A 21,334-nucleotide genomic window follows, 5' to 3' on the forward strand; every position below is an offset into this window, starting at 1 on the left:
TCCGACCCGCAGCCCGGAGGACTGGCATGATCCGCGTATTCGTCTTCTTCGCCGCCCTGTTCGCCGCCGCGCTCGGGTTCGCCTGGCTCGCCGATCTTCCGGGCATGGTCTCCGTCACCTGGAATGGCTACATCTGGGAGCAGCCGCCGGCCACCGTGGCCGTGGTTGTCATCGTGGGGCTGGCATTGTTCCTCGGGGCGGTCTGGCTTGCGCTCACCGTGCTGCGCTCGCCGAAGATCGCCAGCCGCTTCTTCCGCCGCCGCCGCCGTGACAGGGGCTATCAGGCTCTGTCCTCCGGCCTGCTGGCGCTGGGCACGGGCAATGCGAAGCTGGCGCGCAAACATGGCCTGGAGGCCTGCAAGCTGCTGCCCGGCGAACCGGCCGCCCAATTGCTGATCGCGCAGGCCGCGCAGATGTCCGGTGACCGGGATGAGGCGCGCCGCCGCTTTGAAACCATGCTGGAAGATCCGCGCACCCGCGTTCTCGGCCTGCATGGCCTGTTCATCGAGGCCGAGCGTGAGGGCGCACCTGCCGCGGCCCGCCATTATGCTGAAGAGGCGCTGAAGGCGCAGCCCAGCCTCGACTGGGCCGGCAAGGCCGTGCTGGGCTATCAGGCGGTCGCTTCCGATTGGGAAGCTGCCATCGCCACGCTGGAAAAGAACTACACCGCCCGCCTCATCGGCAAGCCGGCCTACCGGCGCCAGCGCGCCGTGCTGCTGACCGCAAGGGCACTGGAGCTGGAGGACAGCGATCCCGATCAGGCCATGCAGCTCGCCCGTGAGGCGCATGGGCTGGCCGGAGATCTGGTGCCTGCCGCAGCCGTCACCGCCCGTCTTGCCACCCGCAAGGGCGATGTGCGCAAGGCGGCCAAGGTGCTGGAAGCCACCTGGCGCCTGTCGCCGCATCCCGACTTGGCCGAGGCCTATGCCCATGCCCGCATTGGTGATGCCGCTGCCGACCGGCTGAAGCGGGTGAAGACGCTGGCCGCGCTGCGCCCCAACACGGCGGAGGGCGCGCTTGCCATCGCCCGTGTGGCGCTGGATGCCCGCGAATTCGCCGAAGCCCGCGCCCAGCTGAAAAAGGTGCTGCGCTCCGAGCCCACCCGCAATGCCTTCCTGCTGATGGCGGATCTGGAAGAAGCCGAAAGCGGCGACAAGGGCCGCATGCGCGAGTGGCTGGCCCGCGCCGTGCGCGCGCCCCTCGACAAGGCATGGATTGCCGATGGCGTGGTTTCCTCCGTCTGGTCGCCGGTTTCGCCGGTCACGGGTCGGCTCGATGCCTTCGTCTGGGACACGCCGCCCGCGCCCTCCGGTGCGCTGGCGCTGGATCTGCCCGATGAGGCCCTGTTCGACCGCCCCGGCCTTGCCGCGCCGCAGGAGGCAGCCGCAGAGGCGGCGCGTCCCAGTGGCCCCTTCGATATGCCCGTGCGTTCGCCCAAGCCGGAAGCCGGAGGCGAGCCGGTGATGGACCTGACGCCAGAGCCTGCTGCGACGCCTGCCGCAACACTGGCGGAAACGCCCGGTGAAAAGCCTGCCGGGGCTGCTGCGGCAACCGTCAACGGCGCTGCTGCTCCCCAGCCGGGCAAGCCTGCCTCCGCCCCGGCTTCTGCTGCAGCCGTGGCGCCGGTTGATGTGATCAACCCGGCGGCAAGCCAGCCGGTGGATGCACCGGCGCCGGACAATGCGGGCAGCCCCGTCCGCCACGCCGCCGCCTATCCCTTCCCCCGCCTGCCGGACGATCCGGGCCCGGAGGCCGCCGACGACGTGCCTCTGCCCAAGCCGAAGTTCGTGAACTGAGGCGGGGACTGTCCTGGGGCAGCAGCACCGCCCCGGACAGCCGGAAGACGCGCAACGCCTCCCCACCGCGCCGTCCCGGCCCCCCTGCTGTCCTCTGGGCCGGGACCTGTAAGGGAGGCAAAAGCCTTCGCGTTTCCCGGCTGCCGCCTCCAGCAGGCCGTCAAACGCCGCCCGGAGCCGTGCGGATGCTGAAGCATCCACAGGCGGGAAGGGCGGTGACAATCTTGCAAGAAAGGCTCTTGCATCCCCGCCCCGCCTCCGCTATCAAGCGCGCACCACCGCACCAAGCGGTGCCGGTCTCCGCGCATTGCGCCGGACACCATCCGCAAGAGCTTCAAGGCTCCAGCCGGATAAGCCGCTTTAGCTCAGTTGGTAGAGCACATCATTCGTAATGATGGGGTCGCAGGTTCGAGTCCTGCAAGCGGCACCAGTTTCTCACTGCTTGATCATTATTGTGAATTTGAGTCCGCTCTTGTTTTGAGGTTGCAGGCAGGCGGTCATACAGCAGATTCGCAGCGTCTTTGAAGCGGGTGATCCGGCAGAGAGCGCAATTTGTAAGGGATTCTTACAAGTTAGAACGTAGTCCCGCTCTTCTTAAAGTTCGGCCCTCTCGCTCAATATGACGAGATCAGCGCGGCAGGCAAATAGGCGGCCGTTCTTACGGCTGGTGCCGGTGGCGCCTATTCTTCAAAAAAGCCAGGCCTGTGCGGGACTGTAGCCCTCTTCGTGCTCCACAAACTTCCTTCCGTCATGCCATGACTTGATCATGGCATCCATTCCGTGACCGTGCTGCACGCTCAGTCTCTGTGAAGACACGTCCCCCGTTACCGCTCCGGCACAGGGATATGTAAGGGCATGGATGCCATGGTCGAGCCATGGCAAGACGGAAGCAACGGGGTGCCGTGAGGAAGGGAGCGCCGATGCGGGAGAAGGCGGAGCTGACGCTTCATCCTGCTCCGGGCCGGGATATCTGATTGACCTTTGGGGGAAGCGTCATCCCCCATCCCCCAAACACCACCGCCCATTTGCGCCGCAATCTTGACCTTGCTGCCTTGACAAGGCCATGGTTAACGCCTGTGTGCGGGGTGTGATTCGGCGGGGCTTTCGGGCTGCCGGGCGGAGGGGTGTTTGGGCGAGACGGGGACCATTGAGCTTGCGCGGCGTGCGGGGGCGATGGGGCTGGCGGTTCTATAACCAGCGCGGCACAGCCGAGCAGCACATCAAGGAAGGCAAGTATGCCTTTCGCTGGACGCGGCTGTCATGCCGGAGGCTCCGCGACAACGAGGTAGGGCTGCAACTGCACGCGCCAGCCTGCAACTTGGCCACTTCTTGCGCTGTATCGAGTTGCCCGGGGCCATGGCCGACTGGTCGTTGAGCAGCCTGCAACTGAAGCTGATCAAGATCGGGGCGCGTGTCGTGCGTCACGCCCGCGCCATCACCTTCCAGCTGGTCGAGGTCGCCGTCACCGGCCCGATGGTGCGCGCCATCCTCGCCGCCATCCGCCGGTTTCGAGAACCTCCGCTATGCGGATGACCGTAATCCAGACCCACAATGAACGAAAGCGGCAGGACAGCCCTGCCCGCTGCGCTAAAAAAACAATATCGCTGGGCGAGAACGGGGCGGCTTCACCGCCGGATCTGCCATGTCCAAGAGCCCGCGCGACCGAAGACGCCGCTCGGCGCAAAGAGCACTTGTCCAGCGGCCAGGTTCGTGCGACCACTACGTCTAGCGGGACGCCACTTTGGGAATGTCAGCTTACAGCAGAGGGTCCCAGCTTTGCCAAATCATCAAATTTCATACCTATTTGCCCCACCAAAACCAGAAGATTTCATAGAGCTGCGTTCTGATTGCGGATGGGGCGAGATCGGTCTCGACACTGCAAAAAGAGCGTTAGAGCGAAGTGTCATCGATCTGACCTGTTTTGAAGGTGAACATCTCATTGGTATGGGTCGTGTGGTCGGGGATGGGGTGCTGTATTTCTACCTGCAAGACATCATTGTGCGACCAAGCCATCAGAACCGCTCAATCGGGCGACAGATTGTTTCAAAGCTTCTCGAAGAGGCCTTGGCACGCGCCGCGACGGGCGCAACGATTGGTTTGATGTCTGCGAAGGGTAAAGAAACATTCTACCAGCATTTTGGCTTTCAGGAGCGACCTACCGGCCAGTTGGGTGCCGGGATGACCCAATTCGTCTTGACGAAATAGCTGCCCTTTAAACGCATTGCAGCATTCGGCACTCTGGGCTCGGAGCGGAAGTATCGTGCTATGCGCGCGAATGTCCGGTTTGACGCGGTGGCGACACGATCTGAATGTCGATAAAATGACCACCCGAGGAAACCCATGGAACTATTGTCTGTTGCTATCTTCGCAGGTGCCCTGCTTCTGAATGCGGGAACCCCCGGTCCAAGCATCGCTGCACTTGTATCGCGGGTGATCACCAGCGGTTGGCGGGACGTTGTACCCTTCGTCGCGGCTATGTGGATTGGTGAGGTTATCTGGCTCACTATGGCAATGGCTGGCCTCACCGCGCTGGCACAGACATTCCAATTCGGCTTTCATATCCTGAAGTGGCTCGGCGTTGCCTATCTCTGCTGGCTGGCGTTCAAGATGTGGCAGAAGCCGGTGGGCGAGGCTGCTGACGATCTTCCTCGGCGGGCTTCGCCCTTGTCCATGTTCGGTGCGGGTATGGCGCTCACCTTGGGCAACCCGAAGATTATGGTGTTCTACCTTGCCCTTCTGCCGTCCCTGATCGATCTTTCGGTGACGGGAGTTCGGGAATGGGCGATCCTCGCCGCTGTCACGCTGATGACGCTGGCTGCAATTGATCTGACCTGGACCTTCCTCGCCCATAAGGCGCGGCTTCTATTGCGAACCCCTCGTGCCACACGGATTGCCAATCGGATTGGAGCCATCGCTCTGGGCGGGGCCGCCGCCGCTATCGCTACACGAAATTAATGATCGAGATTAGAGCAGCGAACCCTGAGGATTTGCCAGTCGTTCACTCGATCACGCAAAAGGCTTATGCGGTCTGGCTACCCGTTTTGGGCTATCCGCCCCAGCCAATGACAGAGGATCACTCCGGATGGTTGCTTTCTTCGTGTCTCATAAGCCTCCTTCCGTCATGCCATGGTCGAGCCATGGCAAGACGGAAACAACAGGGTTTCGTGAAGGATGGGGTTGCCGATGCGGGAGAAGGCCGAGCTGACGCTTCCTCCTGCTCCGGGCCGGGATATCTGATTGACCTTTGGGGGAAGCGTCATCCCCTATCCCGCCAAACACCACCGCCCATTTGCGCCGCAATCTTGACCTTGCTGCCTTGACAAGGCCATGGTTAACGCCTGTGTGTGGGGTGTGATTCGGCAGGGCTTTCGGGGCTGCCGGGCGGAGGGGTGTTTGGGCGAGACGGGAACCATTGAGCTTGCGCGGCGTGCGGGGGCCATGGGGCTGGCGGTTCTGGGGCTTGCCGGGGGGCTGACCGTGTTCAGTGCCTTCACGGTGCTTGTCTGCCTTGGCGGGGCAGTCGGGCTCTACACGTCGCTGCCGCGCCGCAAGCCGCCCACGGGGGCGGTGCAGCCGCGCTGGCGCCCTTCGATCTTCACCTCTGATCTCATTGGGTTTTCTGTCGGCATTCCCCTGTTCACGGCGGCTTTTGCCGGTGCGGGGCTGATGCCCGGCAGCGCGGGGCTGTGGTTTCTGCTGCTGCTTCTGCCCGCCGGTCTGTCGATCCCGGTCTTCATGATTGCGGTGAGGCAGGAAACCTCCTGGATCCGCTTCTTCGGCAATGGCTTCGAGGTGACGGAACTCGGCCGTGTCATCCGGGTGCGTTACACGGATCTTGCCCGTGTCGAGCTGAAGCTGCGCAACGTGCGCGGCACGCTGGACTGGGCGGCGGCCATGCTGGGGGCCGAAAAGGCCGTGGTGCTGCTGGGCGGCTCCGGCGCATCCACGGCGCTGACCTTCCGCCGCAAGGACGGGTCCACCTTCATCATCTCCACCGAGGCAATCCCGGATCTGGAGCGCATCTTCATCGACATGGACCGTGCCGGCATTGACCTGCCTGCGGGCCTGTCCGAGCGCGGCAAGCGGCGCATCCGGCGGGTGCGCGAAAAGCGCTATGGCAAGGTGGCGCCGCAGGAAAGCTTCATGCCGCTGCCGCCGGACATGCCGCGGACCGTGCGTGAGGGGCTGGAGCTTTTGGCCCGCCAGAGGGCCCAGCAGCGCGCCTTGCAGCAGAGCGGCGCCTCCGGCCTGCAAGGCCAGTCCCGTGCGCGGGCGGGGCTTTGACGCTGGCCGGCCCTGTGCTTTCCTTGCGGAGAACTGCATTCTCCGGGAACCGGCTGCCGTGGCATGGCGTTGCTGTTCCTGTGAAACAGTTGTCCGGCGGTTGCTTCATTGCAACCCCTGTCAATGCTAGGCTCCGCCGTCGAACCTGCGGCTCTGAAAGGCGCGTTGTCCGAACATGACACTTGACCAGTTTATTGTCTTCGCCCTTCTTGGCCTCGTTTTCTTCAGCTTTTTCAAGGAAATATATCCGCCGGAGGTGACCGCCCTGGCAGGCACGGCCGTGCTTCTGGCGGTCGGCATCATCGATACCAAGGAGTTTCTGTCGGTCTTCAGTTCCGGCGCGCCGATCACCATCGCCATGATGTTCATCCTCAGTGCAGCTCTGGAGCGAACCGGCGTGCTGCAGGTGCTGGGGGAGTGGCTGGGGGCCTCCGCCAAGGGCTCCTATCTCAGGGCCGTCTTCATCATGATGGTCATGGCGATCATCGCCTCGGCCTTCATGAACAACACGCCGGTGGTCATTCTGCTGGCGCCGGTGATGATCGCGGTTTCGGCGCAGCTGGGGTCTGCCCCGTCGAAATTTCTTATTCCGCTGTCCTATGCGGCCATTCTCGGCGGCACGCTGACGCTGGTCGGCACCTCCACCAACATTCTGATGAGCGGCATCACGACAAAGGCCGGGCTGCCGGCCCTCGGCATGTTCGAGATGACGGGCGTCGGTCTTGTCTTCGCGGCTGTCGGCCTTGTCTACATGCTCTTTGCTGTGCGCTACCTGCTGCCCGAGCGCCAGTCCATGGCAGGCGTCCTGGGGCAGGGCGGCTCGCGCCGCTTCATGGCACGGCTGCTGGTGCCGGCGGGCTCACGCTATGTGGGCAAGACGCTGAGTGAACTGCCTTTCACCAACAGTCAGAGCCGGGTGGTGGACGTGCTGCGCGGCGAACAGTCCCTGCGCAACAGGCTGGACGGCATCACCCTGCAGGCCGGTGACCGGATCGTGGTGAAGACCGGCACGGGCGAGATTCTGGCGCTGAAGGAAGACGGGCAGATCGAGTTCCGCGATGTGTCCGATCAGGGCTTCGAGCCGGTCGCCGCCGATCAGAGTATCACGCTGGAGGCCAGTGTCGGCCCCAATTCGCGCCTGATCGGGCGGCTGCTCAATTCGCTGGACCTGCGCCGCACCTATGGCGTCTATGTGATGGCCGTGCACCGGCAGGACCGCAATATCTCCAAGGAGATCAACACGCTCCGCCTGCATTTCGCCGACACGCTGCTGCTGGAAGGCCCCGCCGAGGGCCTGCAGCGGCTGGCCCAGAGCGAAGGCCTGATCAACCTCTCTGCCCCGCAGGAAAGCCCGATCCGCCGTCAGAAGGCCCCCATCGCCATCGCTGCCATTCTGGGTGTCATGGTTCTGGCGGCGCTCAATGTCATGCCCATCGAGGGGCTGGCGCTGATCGGGGCTGTCATTGTCATGATGACGCGCTGCATCGAGCCGCAGGATGCCTTTGATTCCATCGATTGGAACATCCTCTTCCTCATCTACGGCATGCTCGGCTTCAGCATCGGCATGGAAAAGACCGGGGCAGTGCAGCTGGTGGTGGATGGGGTGATGCATGTGCTCGGGCATGCCAATCCGATCGTCATTCTGGCCATGGTCTATGTGCTGACCTCGGCGCTGACGGAGATGGTCAGCAACAATGCAGTGGCGGTGCTGGTCGGGCCGCTGGCCATTTCGCTGGCGCAGCAACTGGGGCTTGATCCCCGGCCCTTCATCATGGCGGTGATGTTTGCCGCCAGCGCCAGCTTCGCCACGCCCATCGGCTACCAGACGAACACCTTCGTCTACAGCGCCGGCGGCTACAAGTTCCGCGACTTCATCGTCGCCGGCCTGCCGCTGAACATCATCTTTGCCGTTGTCGCCGTTGTGGCCATCCCGCTGTTCTTCCCGTTCTGAGGGCAGGCGCGGGACGGATCACACCCACGCGGGCTTGCGCTTCTCGAAGAAGGCGGAAATGCCCTCGTGGGCTTCCGGGTCTTCCCAGCAATCGGCGAGCTGGCGGATGGTGTCTTCGATCACCGCATCGGTGATGGGCGTGCTGAGCGAGCGGGCGAGGCGCTTGGCGCGGGCAACGGCGCCGGGCGCAGCGGAGAGATAGGGCTTCACCTCCCGCTCGATGGCAGCGTCCAGATCCTCAGGTGCAACGGCCCGGGCGGCAAGGTCCAGTGCCACGGCCTCCTGCGCATCGAACAGACGGGCGGACATGAACACGCGCCGCGCCTTGCCCTCGCCCATGCGGGCCAGAACATAGGGGCTGATGGTGGCCGGGATCAGGCCAAGGCGGGTCTCGGTCAGGCCGAATTTCGCGCCTTCTGCTGCAATGGCCACGTCGCAGACACTCATCATGCCGATGCCGCCGCCAAAGGCCTGACCTTGCACACGGCCAATGAGGGGGTTCGGCAACTCGTTCAGCGCCTTCAGCATCAGCGCCAGCTTGCGTGCCTCGGCCATGCGGGTGGCGCGCTCAGCGGTAAATTGCTCGCGCATCCAGTCCAGATCACCGCCCGCGCAAAAGCTCGCGCCCTCGCCGGTGAGGATCACCACGCGCACGGCGCTGTCTGCGGCAAGCCGGGCGGCGGCCCTCGTGAGTTCGGCAATCATCTGCGCCGACAGGGCGTTGTGCTTGTCCGGGCGGGCGAGCGTCAGCGTGGCGACGCCGCGGGCGTCCGTTTCAAGGCGGATGGTCTCGAATGTCTCGCTCATTTTATGTGTCCTTCCTGAGCGTGCGGGCGAAGGCGCCGGCTTCCGCCAGCCTTTCCTTGTCCAGTCCGGTCTCGAAACCCTTGTCCGCCAGCAGGGCGGCAACTGCTTCCGTCGCCACATTGCCCTTCGCGCCGGGGGCATAGGGGCAGCCGCCGAGCCCGCCCACGGCGGCGTCAAAGACACGCAAGCCCTTTTCAAGGCTCACCTCGACATTGGCGAGTGCCAGTCCCTTGGTGTCGTGATAATGCCCGGCGAGTTTTTGCGCGGGCACCTGTGCCAGCACCGCATCCAGCATCCGGCCGATGGTCTCCGGCGTGCCTGTGCCAATGGTGTCGCCGAGGGAAATCTCGTAGCAGCCCATGGCCAGCAGCTTGGCGGCGACATCAGCCACGTTTTCCGGCGGGGTGGGGCCGTCATAGGGGCAGTCGGTGATGCAGGAGATGTAGCCGCGCACCGGGATGCCGTCCTCCAGCGCCTTGTCCACCAGCGGGCGGAAGCGCTCCAGACTCTCTGCGATGGAGCAATTGATGTTCTTGCGCGAAAAGCCTTCCGAGGCCGAGCCGAACACGGCCACCTCATCCGCCCCGGCCGCGCGGGCGGCCTCGTAGCCCTTCACGTTGGGGGTGAGGGCCGTATAGGCGGTCTGCGGCCGGCGGTGGATGCCCGCCAGCACATCGGCGGCATCGGCCATCTGCGGCACCCATTTGGGGCTGACGAAGCTGGTGACCTCGATCTTGGCAAAGCCGCAGGCGCTCAGCATATCGACAAGGCGGATCTTGTCTGCGGTGGCGATCTGCGCCTTCTCGTTCTGCAGCCCGTCGCGGGGGCCCATTTCGAACAGGGTGACGAAACCGGTCATAACGCTTCTCCGGAGTGTTCGTTGCTTGCGCGCTGGCGCAGTTCGCGGCGGATCACCTTGCCGGTGGTGGTCATGGGCAGGGCATCGACAAATTCCACCTCGCGCGGGTATTCGTGGGCGGCAAGGCGGGTCTTGACGAATTGGGCGATGTCACCGGCGAGGCTGTCGCGGGGTTCCACCCCGGCTTTCAGCACGACGTAAGCCTTGACGATTTCCGTGCGCTGGGCGTCCGGCTTGCCGACAACGCCGGCCATGGCGACGGCGGGATGGCGCAGCAGGCAATCCTCGATCTCGCCCGGCCCGATGCGGTAACCGGAGGAGGTGATCACGTCATCATCCCGGCCGACGAAGCGCAGCCAGCCGTCCGCATCACGCACGCCCGTGTCGCCGGTCAGCATCCAGCCGTTGAGGAACTTGGCGCGGGTGGCGGCCTCGTTGTTCCAGTAGCCAAGGAACATCACCGGATCGGGCCCGCGCACAGCGATCAGCCCTTGCTCGCCATCGGCGGCAAGTTCGCCTTTCTCCGTCACCACATCCACATCATGGCCGGGTACGGCGCGGCCCATGATGCCGGGGCGCGCCTCCATGACGGCGGCGCAGCTCGACACGATCATGTTGCACTCGGTCTGGCCGTAGAACTCGTTGATGGTCAGGCCGAAGACCTTGCGGCCCCAGGCGATGAGCTCGGCCCCCAGCGTCTCGCCGCCCGATGCGACGGAGCGCAGGGCCAGTTTGTAGCGGGTCTGCGGGCTTTCCACCTGCCGCATCATCTTCAGCGCGGTGGGCGGCAGGAAGGCGTTGCGGATGTTCTGTTTTTCCATCAGCTCGAAGGCCGCTTCCCCGGTGAACTTGCGAAATCGGCAGGCGACCACAGGGATGCCGTGGTAGAGCGCGGGCATCAGCACATCGAGAAGCCCGCCGATCCAGGCCCAGTCCGCCGGGGTCCAGAACCTGTCGCCGGGGCGGGGCAGGAAGTCGTGGCTCATTTCCACACCCGGCAGATGGCCCAGCAGCACTCGGTGCCCATGCAGCGCGCCCTTGGGCTGGCCGGTTGTGCCGGAGGTGTAGATGATGATGGCCGGATCTTCGGCGGCGGTGTCCACCGGGGTGAAAGCCGTCTCGTGGCCGGTCAGGGAGTGTGCCAGATCTTCCGCAACGTGATGGGCGCCGTCGATGCAGAACACGGTGGTGAGGGCGGGAAGCTTGTCCCGCAGGTGCTCCAGTTTGGCTGCGCCGCCTGCATCGGTGACGAGGATCTTCACCCCCGCATTGCCCAGCCGGTATTCCAGCGCCTCTTCGCCGAAGAGGGTGAAGAGCGGAATGGTGACCGCCCCGCATTTCAGCGCGGCGATATGGGCGGCGGCGGTCTCGATGCTCTGCGGCAGCAGCACGCCCACCCGGTCGCCGCGCTCAAGGCCACGGGCGCGGAACAGGTTGGCCAAGCGGTTGGACAGGGCCTTCAGCTCGCCATAGCTGACACGGGTGGCGGTGCCGTCTTCGGCCACATAGGTGATGGCTTCGCGGTCCGGTTCTGCGTCTGCCCAGCGGTCACAGATGGCGGTGCCGATGTTGAAGCGATCGGGGATCTGCCAGCGGAAGGCCGCCCGCATCGCCGCATAGCTGTCAGCTTCAGGCAGCATCGGCGCTCTCCTGTGCAAGGGCCAGCAGCAGCGTGCCATCGGTCACCTGCTCGCCTTCGCTGACGAAGACATCGCCGATCACCCCGTCACGCGGGGCGGTGAGCGTGTGCTCCATCTTCATGGCTTCCAGGATCAGCAGAGGTTCGCCGCGTGTCACGGCCTGCCCCTTGGCGGCGGTCAGCACCTTCACCAGCCCCGGCATCGGAGCAATCAGCCGGTCACCGGCAGCATCGCCCTCATCCTCGCCGGACAGCATGTCGGCGCGGGTGAATTCGAAGGCCTCGCCGCCGTGGAAGACGGAGATGGCCGCGCCCATGTCGGCAATGCGCGCCTTGTCCCGGTGGCCGCCCATGTCGAAGCGGATGGTGCCGTCTTCCACATGGGTGATCTCGACCTCCAGAACGCTGTCCGCCACATGGGCGGAAAAACGGCTGCGGCCAAGGCTGTGCACCTCGACTTCAAGCCGCGTGCCCTTGTGGTCGAGCACGGCAAACTGCCGCGCCGCGCTCCAGGCCCGCCAGCCGCTCAGCCGCTCCCATGGGTCCTGCCCGGTGGCTGGGCGCGTCAGGCCAAGGCTGGTGAGGGCGGCAAGCGCCAGCACCACCGGCGGGGTGCCGGGCCTTGCGGTCAGCGCCTCCTGATCGCGGCCAATGAGGCCGGTGTCCACGTCTCCGGCGGCAAAGCCCTCGTGACGGCACAGGGCGGCGAGGAAGGCGGCGTTGGTGACCGAGCCCGCCACTTCCGTTGCCTCAAGCGCTGCCAGCAGCCGGGCCAGCGCCGTCTTGCGGTCCGGGCCGTGGACGATGATCTTGGCGATCATCGGATCATACCATGGGGTGATCGTGTCGCCCTGCCGCACGCCGGAATCAACGCGGGCCATGTCTTCCGGCAGGCGCAGATGGGTCAGCGTGCCGGTGGCCGGCAGGAAGCCGCGTTCCGCATCCTCGGCATAAAGCCGCGCCTCGAAGGCCCAGCCGTTGATGGCCAGCTGGTCCTGCGTCAGGGGCAGGGGCTCGCCATTCGCCACTTTCAGCTGCCATTCCACCAGATCCTGCCCGGTGATGTATTCCGTCACCGGATGCTCCACCTGCAGGCGGGTGTTCATCTCCATGAAGTAGAACCGGTCCTGCGACAGGCCTTCCGACACATCGGCGATGAACTCGATCGTACCCGCCCCGCAATAGCCGATGGCCTGTGCGGCCTTGACGGCGGCAGCGCCCATGGCGGCGCGCATCGCCTCCGGCATGCCGGGGGCAGGGGCTTCCTCGATCACCTTCTGGTGGCGGCGCTGCAGCGAGCAGTCCCGCTCGAACAGATGCACCACATTGCCCTTGCTGTCGCCGAAGACCTGAATTTCGATGTGGCGGGGCTTGGTCAGATATTTCTCGATCAGCACGCGCGGATCGCCGAAGCTCGCCGCGCCCTCGCGCTGCGCGCCTTCCAGTGCGGCGCGGAAGTCCTCGCGCCGGTCCACCCGGCGCATGCCCTTGCCGCCGCCGCCTGCACGGGCCTTGATCAGCACGGGATAGCCGATTTCATCAGCGCGCTCCTGAAGGAAATCCGCATCCTGATTGTCGCCGTGATAACCCGGCACCACCGGCACCCCGGCCTTTTCCATCAGCGCCTTGGCGGCATCCTTCAGCCCCATGGCGCGGATGGCGCTGGCGCTGGGGCCGATAAAGGCAATGCCGGCCGCTTCCAGCGCCTCGACGAAATCCGGGTTCTCCGACAGGAAGCCATAGCCCGGATGCACCGCCTCCGCGCCCGACTGGCGGCAGATCTCGATGATGCGTTCGGCCTTGAGATAGCTTTCGGCCACCGGTGCCGGACCCAGCCGCCAGGCCTCGTCTGCCATGGCCACATGCTGCGCGCCCGCATCCGCATCCGAATAGACCGCTACAGTGCGGACACCAAGCCTGCGCGCCGTCTTGATCACCCGGCAGGCAATTTCACCGCGGTTGGCGATGAGGATTTTTCTGAACATGATTTCCTCCCTCACATCCGGAACAGGCCGAAGCGGGTGTCTTCGATCGGGGCGTTGAGGGCGGCGGAGAGGGAGAGGGCGAGGATCTCGCGGGTCTTGCGCGGATCGATGATGCCGTCGTCCCACAGCCGCGCCGAAGCATAGAGCGGGTGGCCTTGCGCCTCGAACTGGTCGATGACCGGCTGCTTGAAGGCCTTTTCCTCGTCTATTGACCAGCTGCCGCCCTTGCGCTCGATGCCCTCGCGCCGGACGGTGGCCAGCACACCGGCGGCCTGTTCGCCGCCCATCACCGAAATGCGGGAGTTGGGCCAGGTCCACAGGAAGCGGGGCGAATAGGCGCGCCCGCACATGCCGTAATTGCCCGCGCCGAAGGAGCCGCCGACCAGCATGGTGATCTTCGGCACGGAGGTGGTGGCCACAGCCGTCACCAGCTTGGCGCCATCCTTGGCGATGCCGCCGCTTTCATACTTCCGCCCAACCATGAAGCCGGTGATGTTCTGCAGGAACACGAGCGGGATCTTGCGCTGGGAGCAAAGCTCGACGAAGTGTGCGCCCTTGACCGCGCTTTCGGAGAAAAGCACGCCATTGTTGGCGATGATGCCCACGGGCATGCCGTAGATATGGGCAAAGCCGCAGACCAGCGTGGTGCCGTAGCGGGCCTTGAACTCGTCAAAGCGCGAGCCGTCGGTGATGCGGGCGATCACCTCGCGGATGTCATAGGGCGTCTTCAGATCCGCCGGAACCACGCCGAAGATTTCCTCCGGATCATAAAGCGGGTCTTCCGGGCTTTGCAGGTCGAGATGCACCTGCTTGGTGCGGTTGAGATTGGCCACCGCCCGGCGCGCAAGGGCCAGCGCATGGGCATCGTCCCGGGCGAGGTGATCGGCGACACCGGAGAGGCGCGTGTGCACATCGCCGCCGCCAAGGTCTTCCGCGCTCACCTCCTCACCCGTCGCCGCCTTCACCAGCGGCGGGCCTGCGAGGAAGATGGTGCCCTGATTGCGCACGATGATGGTTTCATCGCTCATGGCCGGAACATAGGCCCCGCCTGCGGTGCAGGAGCCCATCACCACGGCGATCTGGGCGATGCCGCGTGCGGACATGTTGGCCTGATTGAAGAAGATGCGGCCGAAATGGTCGCGGTCCGGGAACACCTCGTCCTGGTTCGGCAGGTTGGCGCCGCCCGAATCCACCAGATAGACGCAAGGCAGATTGTTCTCGGCGGCAATCTCCTGCGCCCGCAGGTGCTTCTTCACCGTCATGGGGTAGTAGGTGCCGCCCTTCACCGTCGCGTCATTGGCGACGATCATCACTTCCCGGCCCTCGACACGGCCAATGCCGGCGATGACGCCCGCCGAAGGGGAGGCGTTGTCATAGAGCCCATGGGCGGCGAAGAGGCCGACTTCCAGAAAGGGCGAGCCGGGGTCGAGCAGGCGCGAGACGCGCTCGCGCGGCAGGATCTTGCCGCGTGAGGCATGGCGGGCGCGGGCTTCAGCTCCGCCGCCTTCAAAGGCCGCTTCCGCCGCCCGGCGCACCTCTTCTAGGGCCGCTTCATGCGCCTTGCGGTTCTTCTCGAAAACCTCGCCGCGCGTGGCCGCGTTCGATTTCAGGATGCCCATTGTCTCCCGGCTCCTCTCCCTCCGGTGACGCTTGCGGTCACCATGTCCAGATAGATGGTTTCGATATCGGCCTTGGAGAGCCTGCCGCCCTCCCGGTACCAGGTGCCAAGGCCGGTCAGCATGGCGATGATGGCGCGGGTGGCCACCTGCGGCTCGCTGACGGCAAAGCTGCCCGCCTGCGCGCCGCGCTTCAGGATGTCCGTCAGGATTGCCTCATACCGCTGGCGCAGATGCTCGACGGCCTGAAAATTCTCCGGCTCCAGATTGCGCAGCTCCATGTAGGAGACAAACACCGCATCGGTGCGCGCCAGATGATAGCGGATGTGAAACCGGGTGAAGCGCTCCAGCGCCGCGTCCGGGCCTTCGCCGGGGTCTGCGGCGGCGCAGTTCGCGCCCCAGGCATCCAGCAGCGCCTGCATGTGGCTGACCATCAGGTCGCGCAGGATGTCCTGCTTGGTGGGGAAATGATTGTAGAGCGCACCGGGCTGGACGCCGACAGCGGTGGCAATCTGGCGCATGGAAACGGCGGCGTAGCCCTCGCGCGCAAACAGCCGCAGCGCCGCCTCGCGCACGCGCTCTGCCGTTTCCTCTCCTCTGGCGCCCACCGTGCGTGCCATGCCTGTTTCCTCCTGCAGAAGAAAATAAATGAACGATCATTCATTTGCAAGTGCAGCTGATGGAGGGGCCTCTTGATCAGGGAACCGTAGCTGCGCTTGTTCTGCTTCGGAGATCCCTTTTTCAACGGGGACCTCGTTATTTTCGTCTTGCCATGGCTCGACCATGGCATCCATTCCGTGACCGTGCAGCCGCTCTGAATGCTCGTGTCCTGTCGCTGCTCCAACATTGGGAGATGCAGGGGCATGGATGCCATGATCAAGTCATGGCATGACGGAAGATGCTCTGTGAAACACAAAGGGCGCGCCCACCTGGCGCGCCCTCAGACTGCTGACAAACCTTCGGCCTCTCCATCGTCATCCTCGGCCTTGTGCCGAGGATCTAACCAAATCAATGGCTTGCAGATGGCTGGGACAAGCCCGGCCATGACGAAAGAGGAGAATGCTTGCTTGGTCGTCGACCTCAGGGCGCACCCATCCGGCGCGCCCTTCTTTTCATTCCATCAGCTGTTCGGCCATCACGCCGATGGTCTGGACATAGACCTCAGCCTTGTTCCACTCCCGCAGAACCTCGTGGTTCGGGGTGCCGGGCGCCCAGCTTTCACCGGCGCGCCAGCCCTTCTGCTTCAGGTAGTTGGCGGTGGAAGCCATGACGTCCGGGATGGAGCGGATCAGGTCGCGCTTGCCGTCCCGGTCATAGTCGACGGCGTAGTTGAGATAGGAACTGGCGAGGAACTGGGTCTGGCCCAGCTCGCCTGCCCAGGCGCCGCGCATGTCTTCGCGCACCTTGTCGCCGTTCTCGATGATCTTCAGGGCCGAGACCAGTTCGCGGGTGAAGAATTCCGAGCGGCGGCAGTCGTAGGACAGGGTCGCGAGCGAGCGCACCACATCCATCTTGCCCGAGTTGGCGCCATAGCCCGTTTCCAGGCCCCAGATGGCGATGATGATCTGCGGCGGCACGCCGAAATCCTGCTGGATGCGCTCGAACATCCCGGCATACTGGGCATGCATCAGGCGGCCGCGGTCAATCAGCGCCTTGTTGACGCGCCGCTTGTAGAATTCATCGAAGCTCAGCTTGAAAGACTTCTGGCCGCGGTCGAGTTTGATCACCTGCGGATCATAGGTCACGCCCTCAAGGGCATTGGCAACCGTATAGGACTTCAGCCCGTACTGGCCGGGTGCCTCCTGTTTGAAGCTGGCAATCCAGGCATCAAAGCCGGAAGCATCATTGCCGCAGGCGGCAGCCTGAGCGGATGTGGCCGTCAGGGCGGGGGCGAGGGATGCAGTCAGGGAAAGGGCAAGAGCGCAAAGCAGCTTGCGCATGGCGGGCACTCCCGGATGACCCGGCGGCACAGGTGCCGGGCATGTGTGATGGGTGAAACCGAAAGGCGGATGATTCGTGTTGGCTCCTGCCTTTCGAATGAGCTGGCTTGCCTTTGTTTCCCCCGGTTCGTCAAGGGAAAGAGGGCATCAAATGCCGTTTCTCCGGGCAGTCCCACGCGGTTGTGACCGGATGTGACCCTCCGCAGGCTTCAGGCGGCAGGGTTTCATAGCGCAAGCCAATCGGCCGGAATGTGATGCAGACCACGGTTTTGGTCGCGCAACAGGCGCATGCCATAGCCATGGGGGCGTGCTGCAGGGCCATGATGGCGCTGGAGCGGCTTTGGATCAAGGAACGGACCCATGCGAGGCATTTCCTTCTGGTTCTTCATTTCCGCCATGTTCTATGGCGTGGGCAGCATCATTTTCGGCATTCAGATGTCCGCAGGTCAGGGGGCAGGCTTTGCCACCGCCAATGTGCAGCTGACCCTTCTGGGCTTTCTGACGATGACGCTCTTCGGGCTCTACTACAATGCCGTGCCGCAGGCGGCCCATTCCCGGCTGGCGCGGCTGCATTTTGTCGCGGCGACCATTGGCATGTGGCTGATGATCCCCGGCGTTGCGATTGCGATCGAGGATGGCAACCTGTTGCTGGCGATGACGGGGTCTACGGTGATGGCCGTCTCCATGGTGCCTTTCGTCATGATCCTGCGCCGTCTGCGCCGTATTGCCGCTCATGCAGCCGGTTGAAGCCGTGCGCCACCGTCAGCCTCAAGCAAGGCAGGAATCCTAACTCAAGGCCGGGGGCTGGCTGTCCCCGGCCTTCCGCATTGGGGCAGCGGGCAGGAACAAGACGGGCAGACGCCTGTGTTCTGCAGCCAATGATTTGACCTTGCAGCCTATTTGGGCTTTTCATCACGGCTCTGGCTGTGTAGCCATGAAGGCCGTTGACTGTGGAGCGTGACAGATGTCCCTGGATGCCGAAGCCATAACCGACCGCCGGAGGCTCCGCCGCAAGCTCGTGTTCTGGCGCGTTGCAGCCTTTCTCATTCTGGCCGTTGGTCTCATCTCAGGTCTCATCGCCCTTGGCGGCGGTTTCAATGCGGAGCGCAGCAGCCCGCATATTGCGCGCATTCCCATCGAAGGCGTGATCCTGGAAGACCGGGACCAGTTGAAGCTCATCCGCGAAATGGGTGAAAGCAAGCATGTTGCCGGCGTGATCGTCTCCATCAACTCACCCGGCGGCAGCACCACGGGCGGTGAGGCGCTGTATCAGGCCCTGCGCGAGCTTTCTGCAAAGAAGCCCGTTGTCGCGGAGATACGCACCGTCGGTGCCTCTGCAGGCTACATGGTGGCGCTGTCGAGCGACCACATCGTCGCCCGCTACAATTCCATCACCGGCTCCATCGGTGTTCTCTTCCAGTTCGGCAATGCCGAAAAGCTGATGGACATGGTCGGCGTGAAGATGGATGCGGTGAAAAGCGCGCCGATGAAGGCCGAGCCCGATTTCTATTCCGATCCCTCGCCCGAGACCCGTGACATGCTGGCGCTTCTGGTGGGCGACAGCTACGACTGGTTCGTCAAGCTGGTGGCTGAGCGGCGCAAGCTGAGCCCGGAAGAGGCTCGCGCCGTCGCCGACGGCAGCATTGTCACAGGCTTCCGCGCGCAGGAGCGCAAGCTGGTGGATGCGATCGGCGGCGAAGATGCGGCCATTGCCTGGCTGGAGAAGGAAAAGGGTGTTGCAAAGGATCTTCCGGTCGTCACCTGGAAGGTGCCGGATGAGCGCAACCGCCTGCCGTTTGCGGCACGGATGTCTCAGGGGATTGGTGAAGGAGCCGCCAAGGCGCTGATTGAGGGCGTTTCAGAGGCTAAGGGATTGATTTCTCCGAGCCTTACGCTTGACGGGCTCGTCTCTGTTTGGCACGCTCCCGGGGGTGTGCCGGGTGGTCAGGAACAAGGGAGCGGGGAATGATCAAATCCGAGCTAGTGCAGCGCATCGCGGAGCAGAACCCGCATCTCTATCAGCGCGACGTCGAGAACATCGTCAACGCGATCCTTGACGAGATCACCGAAGCGCTGATGCGCGGTGACCGTGTGGAATTGCGCGGCTTCGGCGCCTTTTCCGTCAAGAACCGCCCGGCCCGCGTCGGCCGCAATCCGCGCACGGGGCAGAAGGTCGAGGTGGACGAGAAATACGTCCCCTTCTTCAAGACCGGCAAGGAAATGCGTGAGCGCCTGAATGACGGTGTCGATCACGGCGAAGACGGTGACGACGACGAAGACTGACCGCTCCGCCGCGCAGGCGGCTCCAGTGAGGCCGGATGCAAGGCCTTAAGCGGGTACAGCATGAAGTTGAACATCTGGAGCGTTGCAGGCAAAGCCGTTTGCGCCGCAGATGCTCCCGAAGAAGGCAGGGACCGTGACCCGGTTTTTCAAGAACCTGATCCTCGTTGCCATCGCCCTTGTGGTGGTGCCGCTGTCGGTGGCCAACCGGCACGGGGTCGATCTTTCGCTCAATCCCTTTGATCCGCAGGACCCGCGCCTGACGCTGACCGGCGTGCCGCTGTTCTGGGTGATTTTTGCCGCCATTCTGGTGGGCATCGTCATCGGCGGGCTCGGGGCCTGGGCAAAGCAGGGCCGCTGGCGCCGCGAGGCACGCGTCAAGCGCTCCGAGGCTGACAAGTGGCACAAGGAAGCCGACAAGCTGCGGGCCGAGGTTGAGCAGTCCTCTCCGTCCCGCGCTCTTCCCGGTCCGGACAGCCGCGCCGCCTGAGGCCTGCGCAAAAGGTCAGGATTTCGGTGCGGAGTAGCCCGGCAGCGTCCAGCCCCTGAGAATGGCGCCGCCCCGGATGATGAAGGCCGCCAGTGCGCCGATGAGGGCGGCGGGCCACAGCGAGAAGCCGACGAGCGTCAGCACCACGAAGACGGCTGCGCCCGTGAAGGCGGCGGTGACGTAGATCTCCGGCTTGGCGATTGCTGTCGGATCTCCGGCCACCACATCGCGCAGGATGCCGCCGAAAGTGGCGGTTGAAGCACCCAGCAGAACGGCCACGACCGGCATGTGATCGACCGCCATGGACTTGGCTGCACCCATCACGCAATAGGCGGCAAGGCCGATGGCATCGGCCCAGCGCAGCGGCTTGCCCCAGCCTTCGACGATATGCGCGCCGAACCACATCAGCACGCTGACGCCAAAGCAGACCAGCAGATAGCCTTCCGACTTGGTCCAGAACACGGGCACGCCGAGGATGAGATCGCGCAGGGTGCCGCCGCCGACACCGGTCATGGTGGCGAAAAACAGGAAGGCGATGAAGTCCATGCCCTTGCGCGAGGCGACGATGGCGCCGGTCACGGCAAAGACGGCAACGCCCACATAATCGAGCACCATCAGCACGTTGAGCAGCGTTTCGGGGGCCTTGTCGAACATCATGAGCCGGTTACCTTCTTCTTGCCGGGACGAAAAGCCGCCTGCAATCGAAGCTTCTCTAGTCCAGATCGGTCCCCGGGTGCAATCGCGCCGCTACAGCTCGCTCATCGCTTCGGCGGCCTTCACGGCGGCGGAGGCACGGTTTTCGACGCCGAGCTTCACATAGATCTGCTCCAGATGCTTGTTGACCGTGCGCGGTGACAGGCCGAGGATTTCGCCGATGTCCTTGTTCGCCTTGCCACGGGCGATCCACAGCAGCACCTCCGCCTCGCGGGCGGTGAGGCCGAAGCGGGTGCGCAGGCCGTCGGTCTGGCCTGCCTCGTCCCCGCCCGTCAGGCGGAAGAGATATTCATCCGGGCCGACGGCGCCCAGATAGGTGAAATCAAGCTTCTGCCCCGGCGCCCCCATGAAGGAGGTGGTGCGGCTGCCGCCAACCTGACCTGCCATCTGACTGGGGCTTCCAAGCCAGGCGCCCAGGTGCTGGCTGATGAGCGGGAGTACATCGCTGCCAACACGGCCGGCGAAATGGCTCAGCGCCGTGCGGGCCTGCGGCGTGGCCCATTTCACGCTGCCGGTGGAAGTGACCGCCATCAGGTGCCGCCCGGCGGCATCCAGCGCGATGCGGGCACTTTGCACCTGACGGGCATTGGCCAGATGCACGCGGATGCGGGCCTGCAGCTCATCGAGATTGATCGGTTTGGTCAGAAAATCGACGCCGCCGCTCTCCAGCGCATGCACCACATGCTCGGTCTCGCTGAGGCCGGTCATGAAGATCACCGGCACATGCGCCAGCTCCGGCATGGCCTTCAGCTGGCGGCAGGTCTCGAAGCCGTCCGGTTGCGGCATCACCGCGTCCATCAGCACCATGTCGGGTGTGATGCGCCCGGCAATGGTGAGCGCTGCCGTGCCGGAGGTGGCGACCAGAACAGTCACGCCCGAGGCCTCCAGCGCCTTCGTCAGGAAGCCGAGGGTTTCGGGGGAGTCATCCACCACAAGGACGATGTCGCGCTGGCCGGGTGCTTCAGTCATGCTC

General features: G+C 64.4%; 18 protein-coding genes, 1 tRNA gene and 1 pseudogene. 11 read left to right on the forward strand and 9 right to left on the reverse strand.

Going from position 1 to position 21,334, the window contains the following annotated elements; translation table 11 throughout:
* Positions 1-26 precede the first annotated feature (26 nt).
* The 7 genes and pseudogenes from H163_RS0117925 to H163_RS0117955 all read left to right on the forward strand — a co-directional run bounded on the left by H163_RS0117925 (position 27) and on the right by H163_RS0117955 (position 8,031).
* Positions 27-1,796, forward strand: coding sequence for a heme biosynthesis protein HemY (locus tag H163_RS0117925; protein ID WP_019965996.1), 1,770 nt, complete (start codon positions 27-29; stop codon positions 1,794-1,796).
* A gap of 354 nt (positions 1,797-2,150) precedes the next feature.
* Positions 2,151-2,226 (forward strand) — tRNA-Thr (locus tag H163_RS0117930).
* A gap of 633 nt (positions 2,227-2,859) precedes the next feature.
* Positions 2,860-3,329 (forward strand): annotated as a pseudogene (locus H163_RS0117935) (transposase).
* Positions 3,330-3,572: 243 nt separating this feature from the next.
* Positions 3,573-4,001: a GNAT family N-acetyltransferase gene (locus H163_RS24060; RefSeq protein ID WP_040679188.1), complete on the forward strand. Its 429-nt coding sequence runs from the start codon at positions 3,573-3,575 to the stop codon at positions 3,999-4,001.
* Positions 4,002-4,136: 135 nt separating this feature from the next.
* The gene (locus H163_RS0117945) at positions 4,137-4,751 is read left to right on the forward strand and encodes a LysE family translocator (RefSeq protein ID WP_019966000.1); all 615 of its coding nucleotides are present in this window, start codon (positions 4,137-4,139) and stop codon (positions 4,749-4,751) included.
* A 438-nt stretch (positions 4,752-5,189) separates the two neighbouring features.
* The gene (locus tag H163_RS0117950; protein WP_176581974.1) at positions 5,190-6,080 is read left to right on the forward strand and encodes a hypothetical protein; all 891 of its coding nucleotides are present in this window, start codon (positions 5,190-5,192) and stop codon (positions 6,078-6,080) included.
* A gap of 175 nt (positions 6,081-6,255) precedes the next feature.
* A complete protein-coding gene (locus H163_RS0117955; RefSeq protein ID WP_019966002.1) occupies positions 6,256-8,031 on the forward strand; it encodes an SLC13 family permease in 1,776 nt (591 codons plus the stop codon).
* Between the two features lie 18 nt (positions 8,032-8,049).
* On the opposite strand, the gene H163_RS0117960 is transcribed toward H163_RS0117955, so the two are convergent.
* The 7 genes from H163_RS0117960 to H163_RS0117990 form a co-directional block, all read right to left on the reverse strand.
* Positions 8,050-8,838 carry a crotonase/enoyl-CoA hydratase family protein gene (locus H163_RS0117960; protein ID WP_019966003.1) on the reverse strand — a complete coding sequence of 263 codons (789 nt, stop codon included), beginning with the start codon at positions 8,836-8,838 and terminating at the stop codon, positions 8,050-8,052.
* Between the two features lies 1 nt (position 8,839).
* Positions 8,840-9,697 (reverse strand): hydroxymethylglutaryl-CoA lyase, encoded by an 858-nt coding sequence (locus H163_RS0117965; RefSeq protein ID WP_019966004.1) that lies wholly within the window; start codon positions 9,695-9,697, stop codon positions 8,840-8,842.
* On the reverse strand, positions 9,694-11,337 hold the full coding sequence (locus H163_RS0117970) for an acyl-CoA synthetase (RefSeq protein ID WP_019966005.1): 1,644 nt from the start codon (positions 11,335-11,337) through the stop codon (positions 9,694-9,696). Before H163_RS0117970 ends, H163_RS0117965 begins: the two co-directional genes overlap by 4 nt.
* Positions 11,327-13,321, reverse strand: a complete 1,995-nt coding sequence (locus tag H163_RS0117975; RefSeq protein ID WP_019966006.1) for an acetyl/propionyl/methylcrotonyl-CoA carboxylase subunit alpha — start codon at positions 13,319-13,321, stop codon at positions 11,327-11,329. The genes H163_RS0117970 and H163_RS0117975 overlap by 11 nt, the downstream gene beginning before the upstream one ends.
* An 11-nt stretch (positions 13,322-13,332) precedes the next feature.
* Positions 13,333-14,940, reverse strand: coding sequence for a carboxyl transferase domain-containing protein (locus H163_RS0117980; RefSeq protein ID WP_019966007.1), 1,608 nt, complete (start codon positions 14,938-14,940; stop codon positions 13,333-13,335).
* Positions 14,928-15,557: a TetR/AcrR family transcriptional regulator gene (locus H163_RS0117985; protein WP_019966008.1), complete on the reverse strand. Its 630-nt coding sequence runs from the start codon at positions 15,555-15,557 to the stop codon at positions 14,928-14,930. Before H163_RS0117985 ends, H163_RS0117980 begins: the two co-directional genes overlap by 13 nt.
* Before the next feature lie 492 nt (positions 15,558-16,049).
* Positions 16,050-16,877, reverse strand: coding sequence for a lytic murein transglycosylase (locus H163_RS0117990; protein ID WP_019966010.1), 828 nt, complete (start codon positions 16,875-16,877; stop codon positions 16,050-16,052).
* A 360-nt stretch (positions 16,878-17,237) separates the two neighbouring features.
* Here H163_RS0117990 and H163_RS0117995 point away from each other — a divergent pair, with 360 nt between their 5' ends.
* The 4 genes from H163_RS0117995 to H163_RS0118010 all read left to right on the forward strand — a co-directional run bounded on the left by H163_RS0117995 (position 17,238) and on the right by H163_RS0118010 (position 19,647).
* Positions 17,238-17,624 (forward strand): hypothetical protein, encoded by a 387-nt coding sequence (locus H163_RS0117995; RefSeq protein WP_019966011.1) that lies wholly within the window; start codon positions 17,238-17,240, stop codon positions 17,622-17,624.
* Positions 17,625-17,841: 217 nt separating this feature from the next.
* Positions 17,842-18,846 carry a signal peptide peptidase SppA gene (gene sppA, locus H163_RS0118000; RefSeq protein WP_019966012.1) on the forward strand — a complete coding sequence of 335 codons (1,005 nt, stop codon included), beginning with the start codon at positions 17,842-17,844 and terminating at the stop codon, positions 18,844-18,846.
* Positions 18,843-19,160, forward strand: a complete 318-nt coding sequence (locus H163_RS0118005) for an integration host factor subunit beta (RefSeq protein WP_019966013.1) — start codon at positions 18,843-18,845, stop codon at positions 19,158-19,160. The genes sppA and H163_RS0118005 overlap by 4 nt, the downstream gene beginning before the upstream one ends.
* Before the next feature lie 133 nt (positions 19,161-19,293).
* A complete protein-coding gene (locus H163_RS0118010) occupies positions 19,294-19,647 on the forward strand; it encodes a LapA family protein (RefSeq protein WP_026356018.1) in 354 nt (117 codons plus the stop codon).
* A gap of 15 nt (positions 19,648-19,662) precedes the next feature.
* Here the strand turns inward: H163_RS0118010 and H163_RS0118015 are convergent, their stop codons facing one another.
* Together H163_RS0118015 and H163_RS0118020 are read right to left on the reverse strand one after the other, a co-directional pair.
* Positions 19,663-20,304, reverse strand: a complete 642-nt coding sequence (locus tag H163_RS0118015) for a trimeric intracellular cation channel family protein (protein WP_019966015.1) — start codon at positions 20,302-20,304, stop codon at positions 19,663-19,665.
* A gap of 90 nt (positions 20,305-20,394) precedes the next feature.
* On the reverse strand, positions 20,395-21,330 hold the full coding sequence (locus H163_RS0118020; protein ID WP_026356020.1) for a response regulator: 936 nt from the start codon (positions 21,328-21,330) through the stop codon (positions 20,395-20,397).
* Positions 21,331-21,334: the final 4 nt, after the last annotated feature.

Source organism: Pannonibacter phragmitetus DSM 14782 (assembly GCF_000382365.1).
Lineage (GTDB): Bacteria > Pseudomonadota > Alphaproteobacteria > Rhizobiales > Stappiaceae > Pannonibacter > Pannonibacter phragmitetus.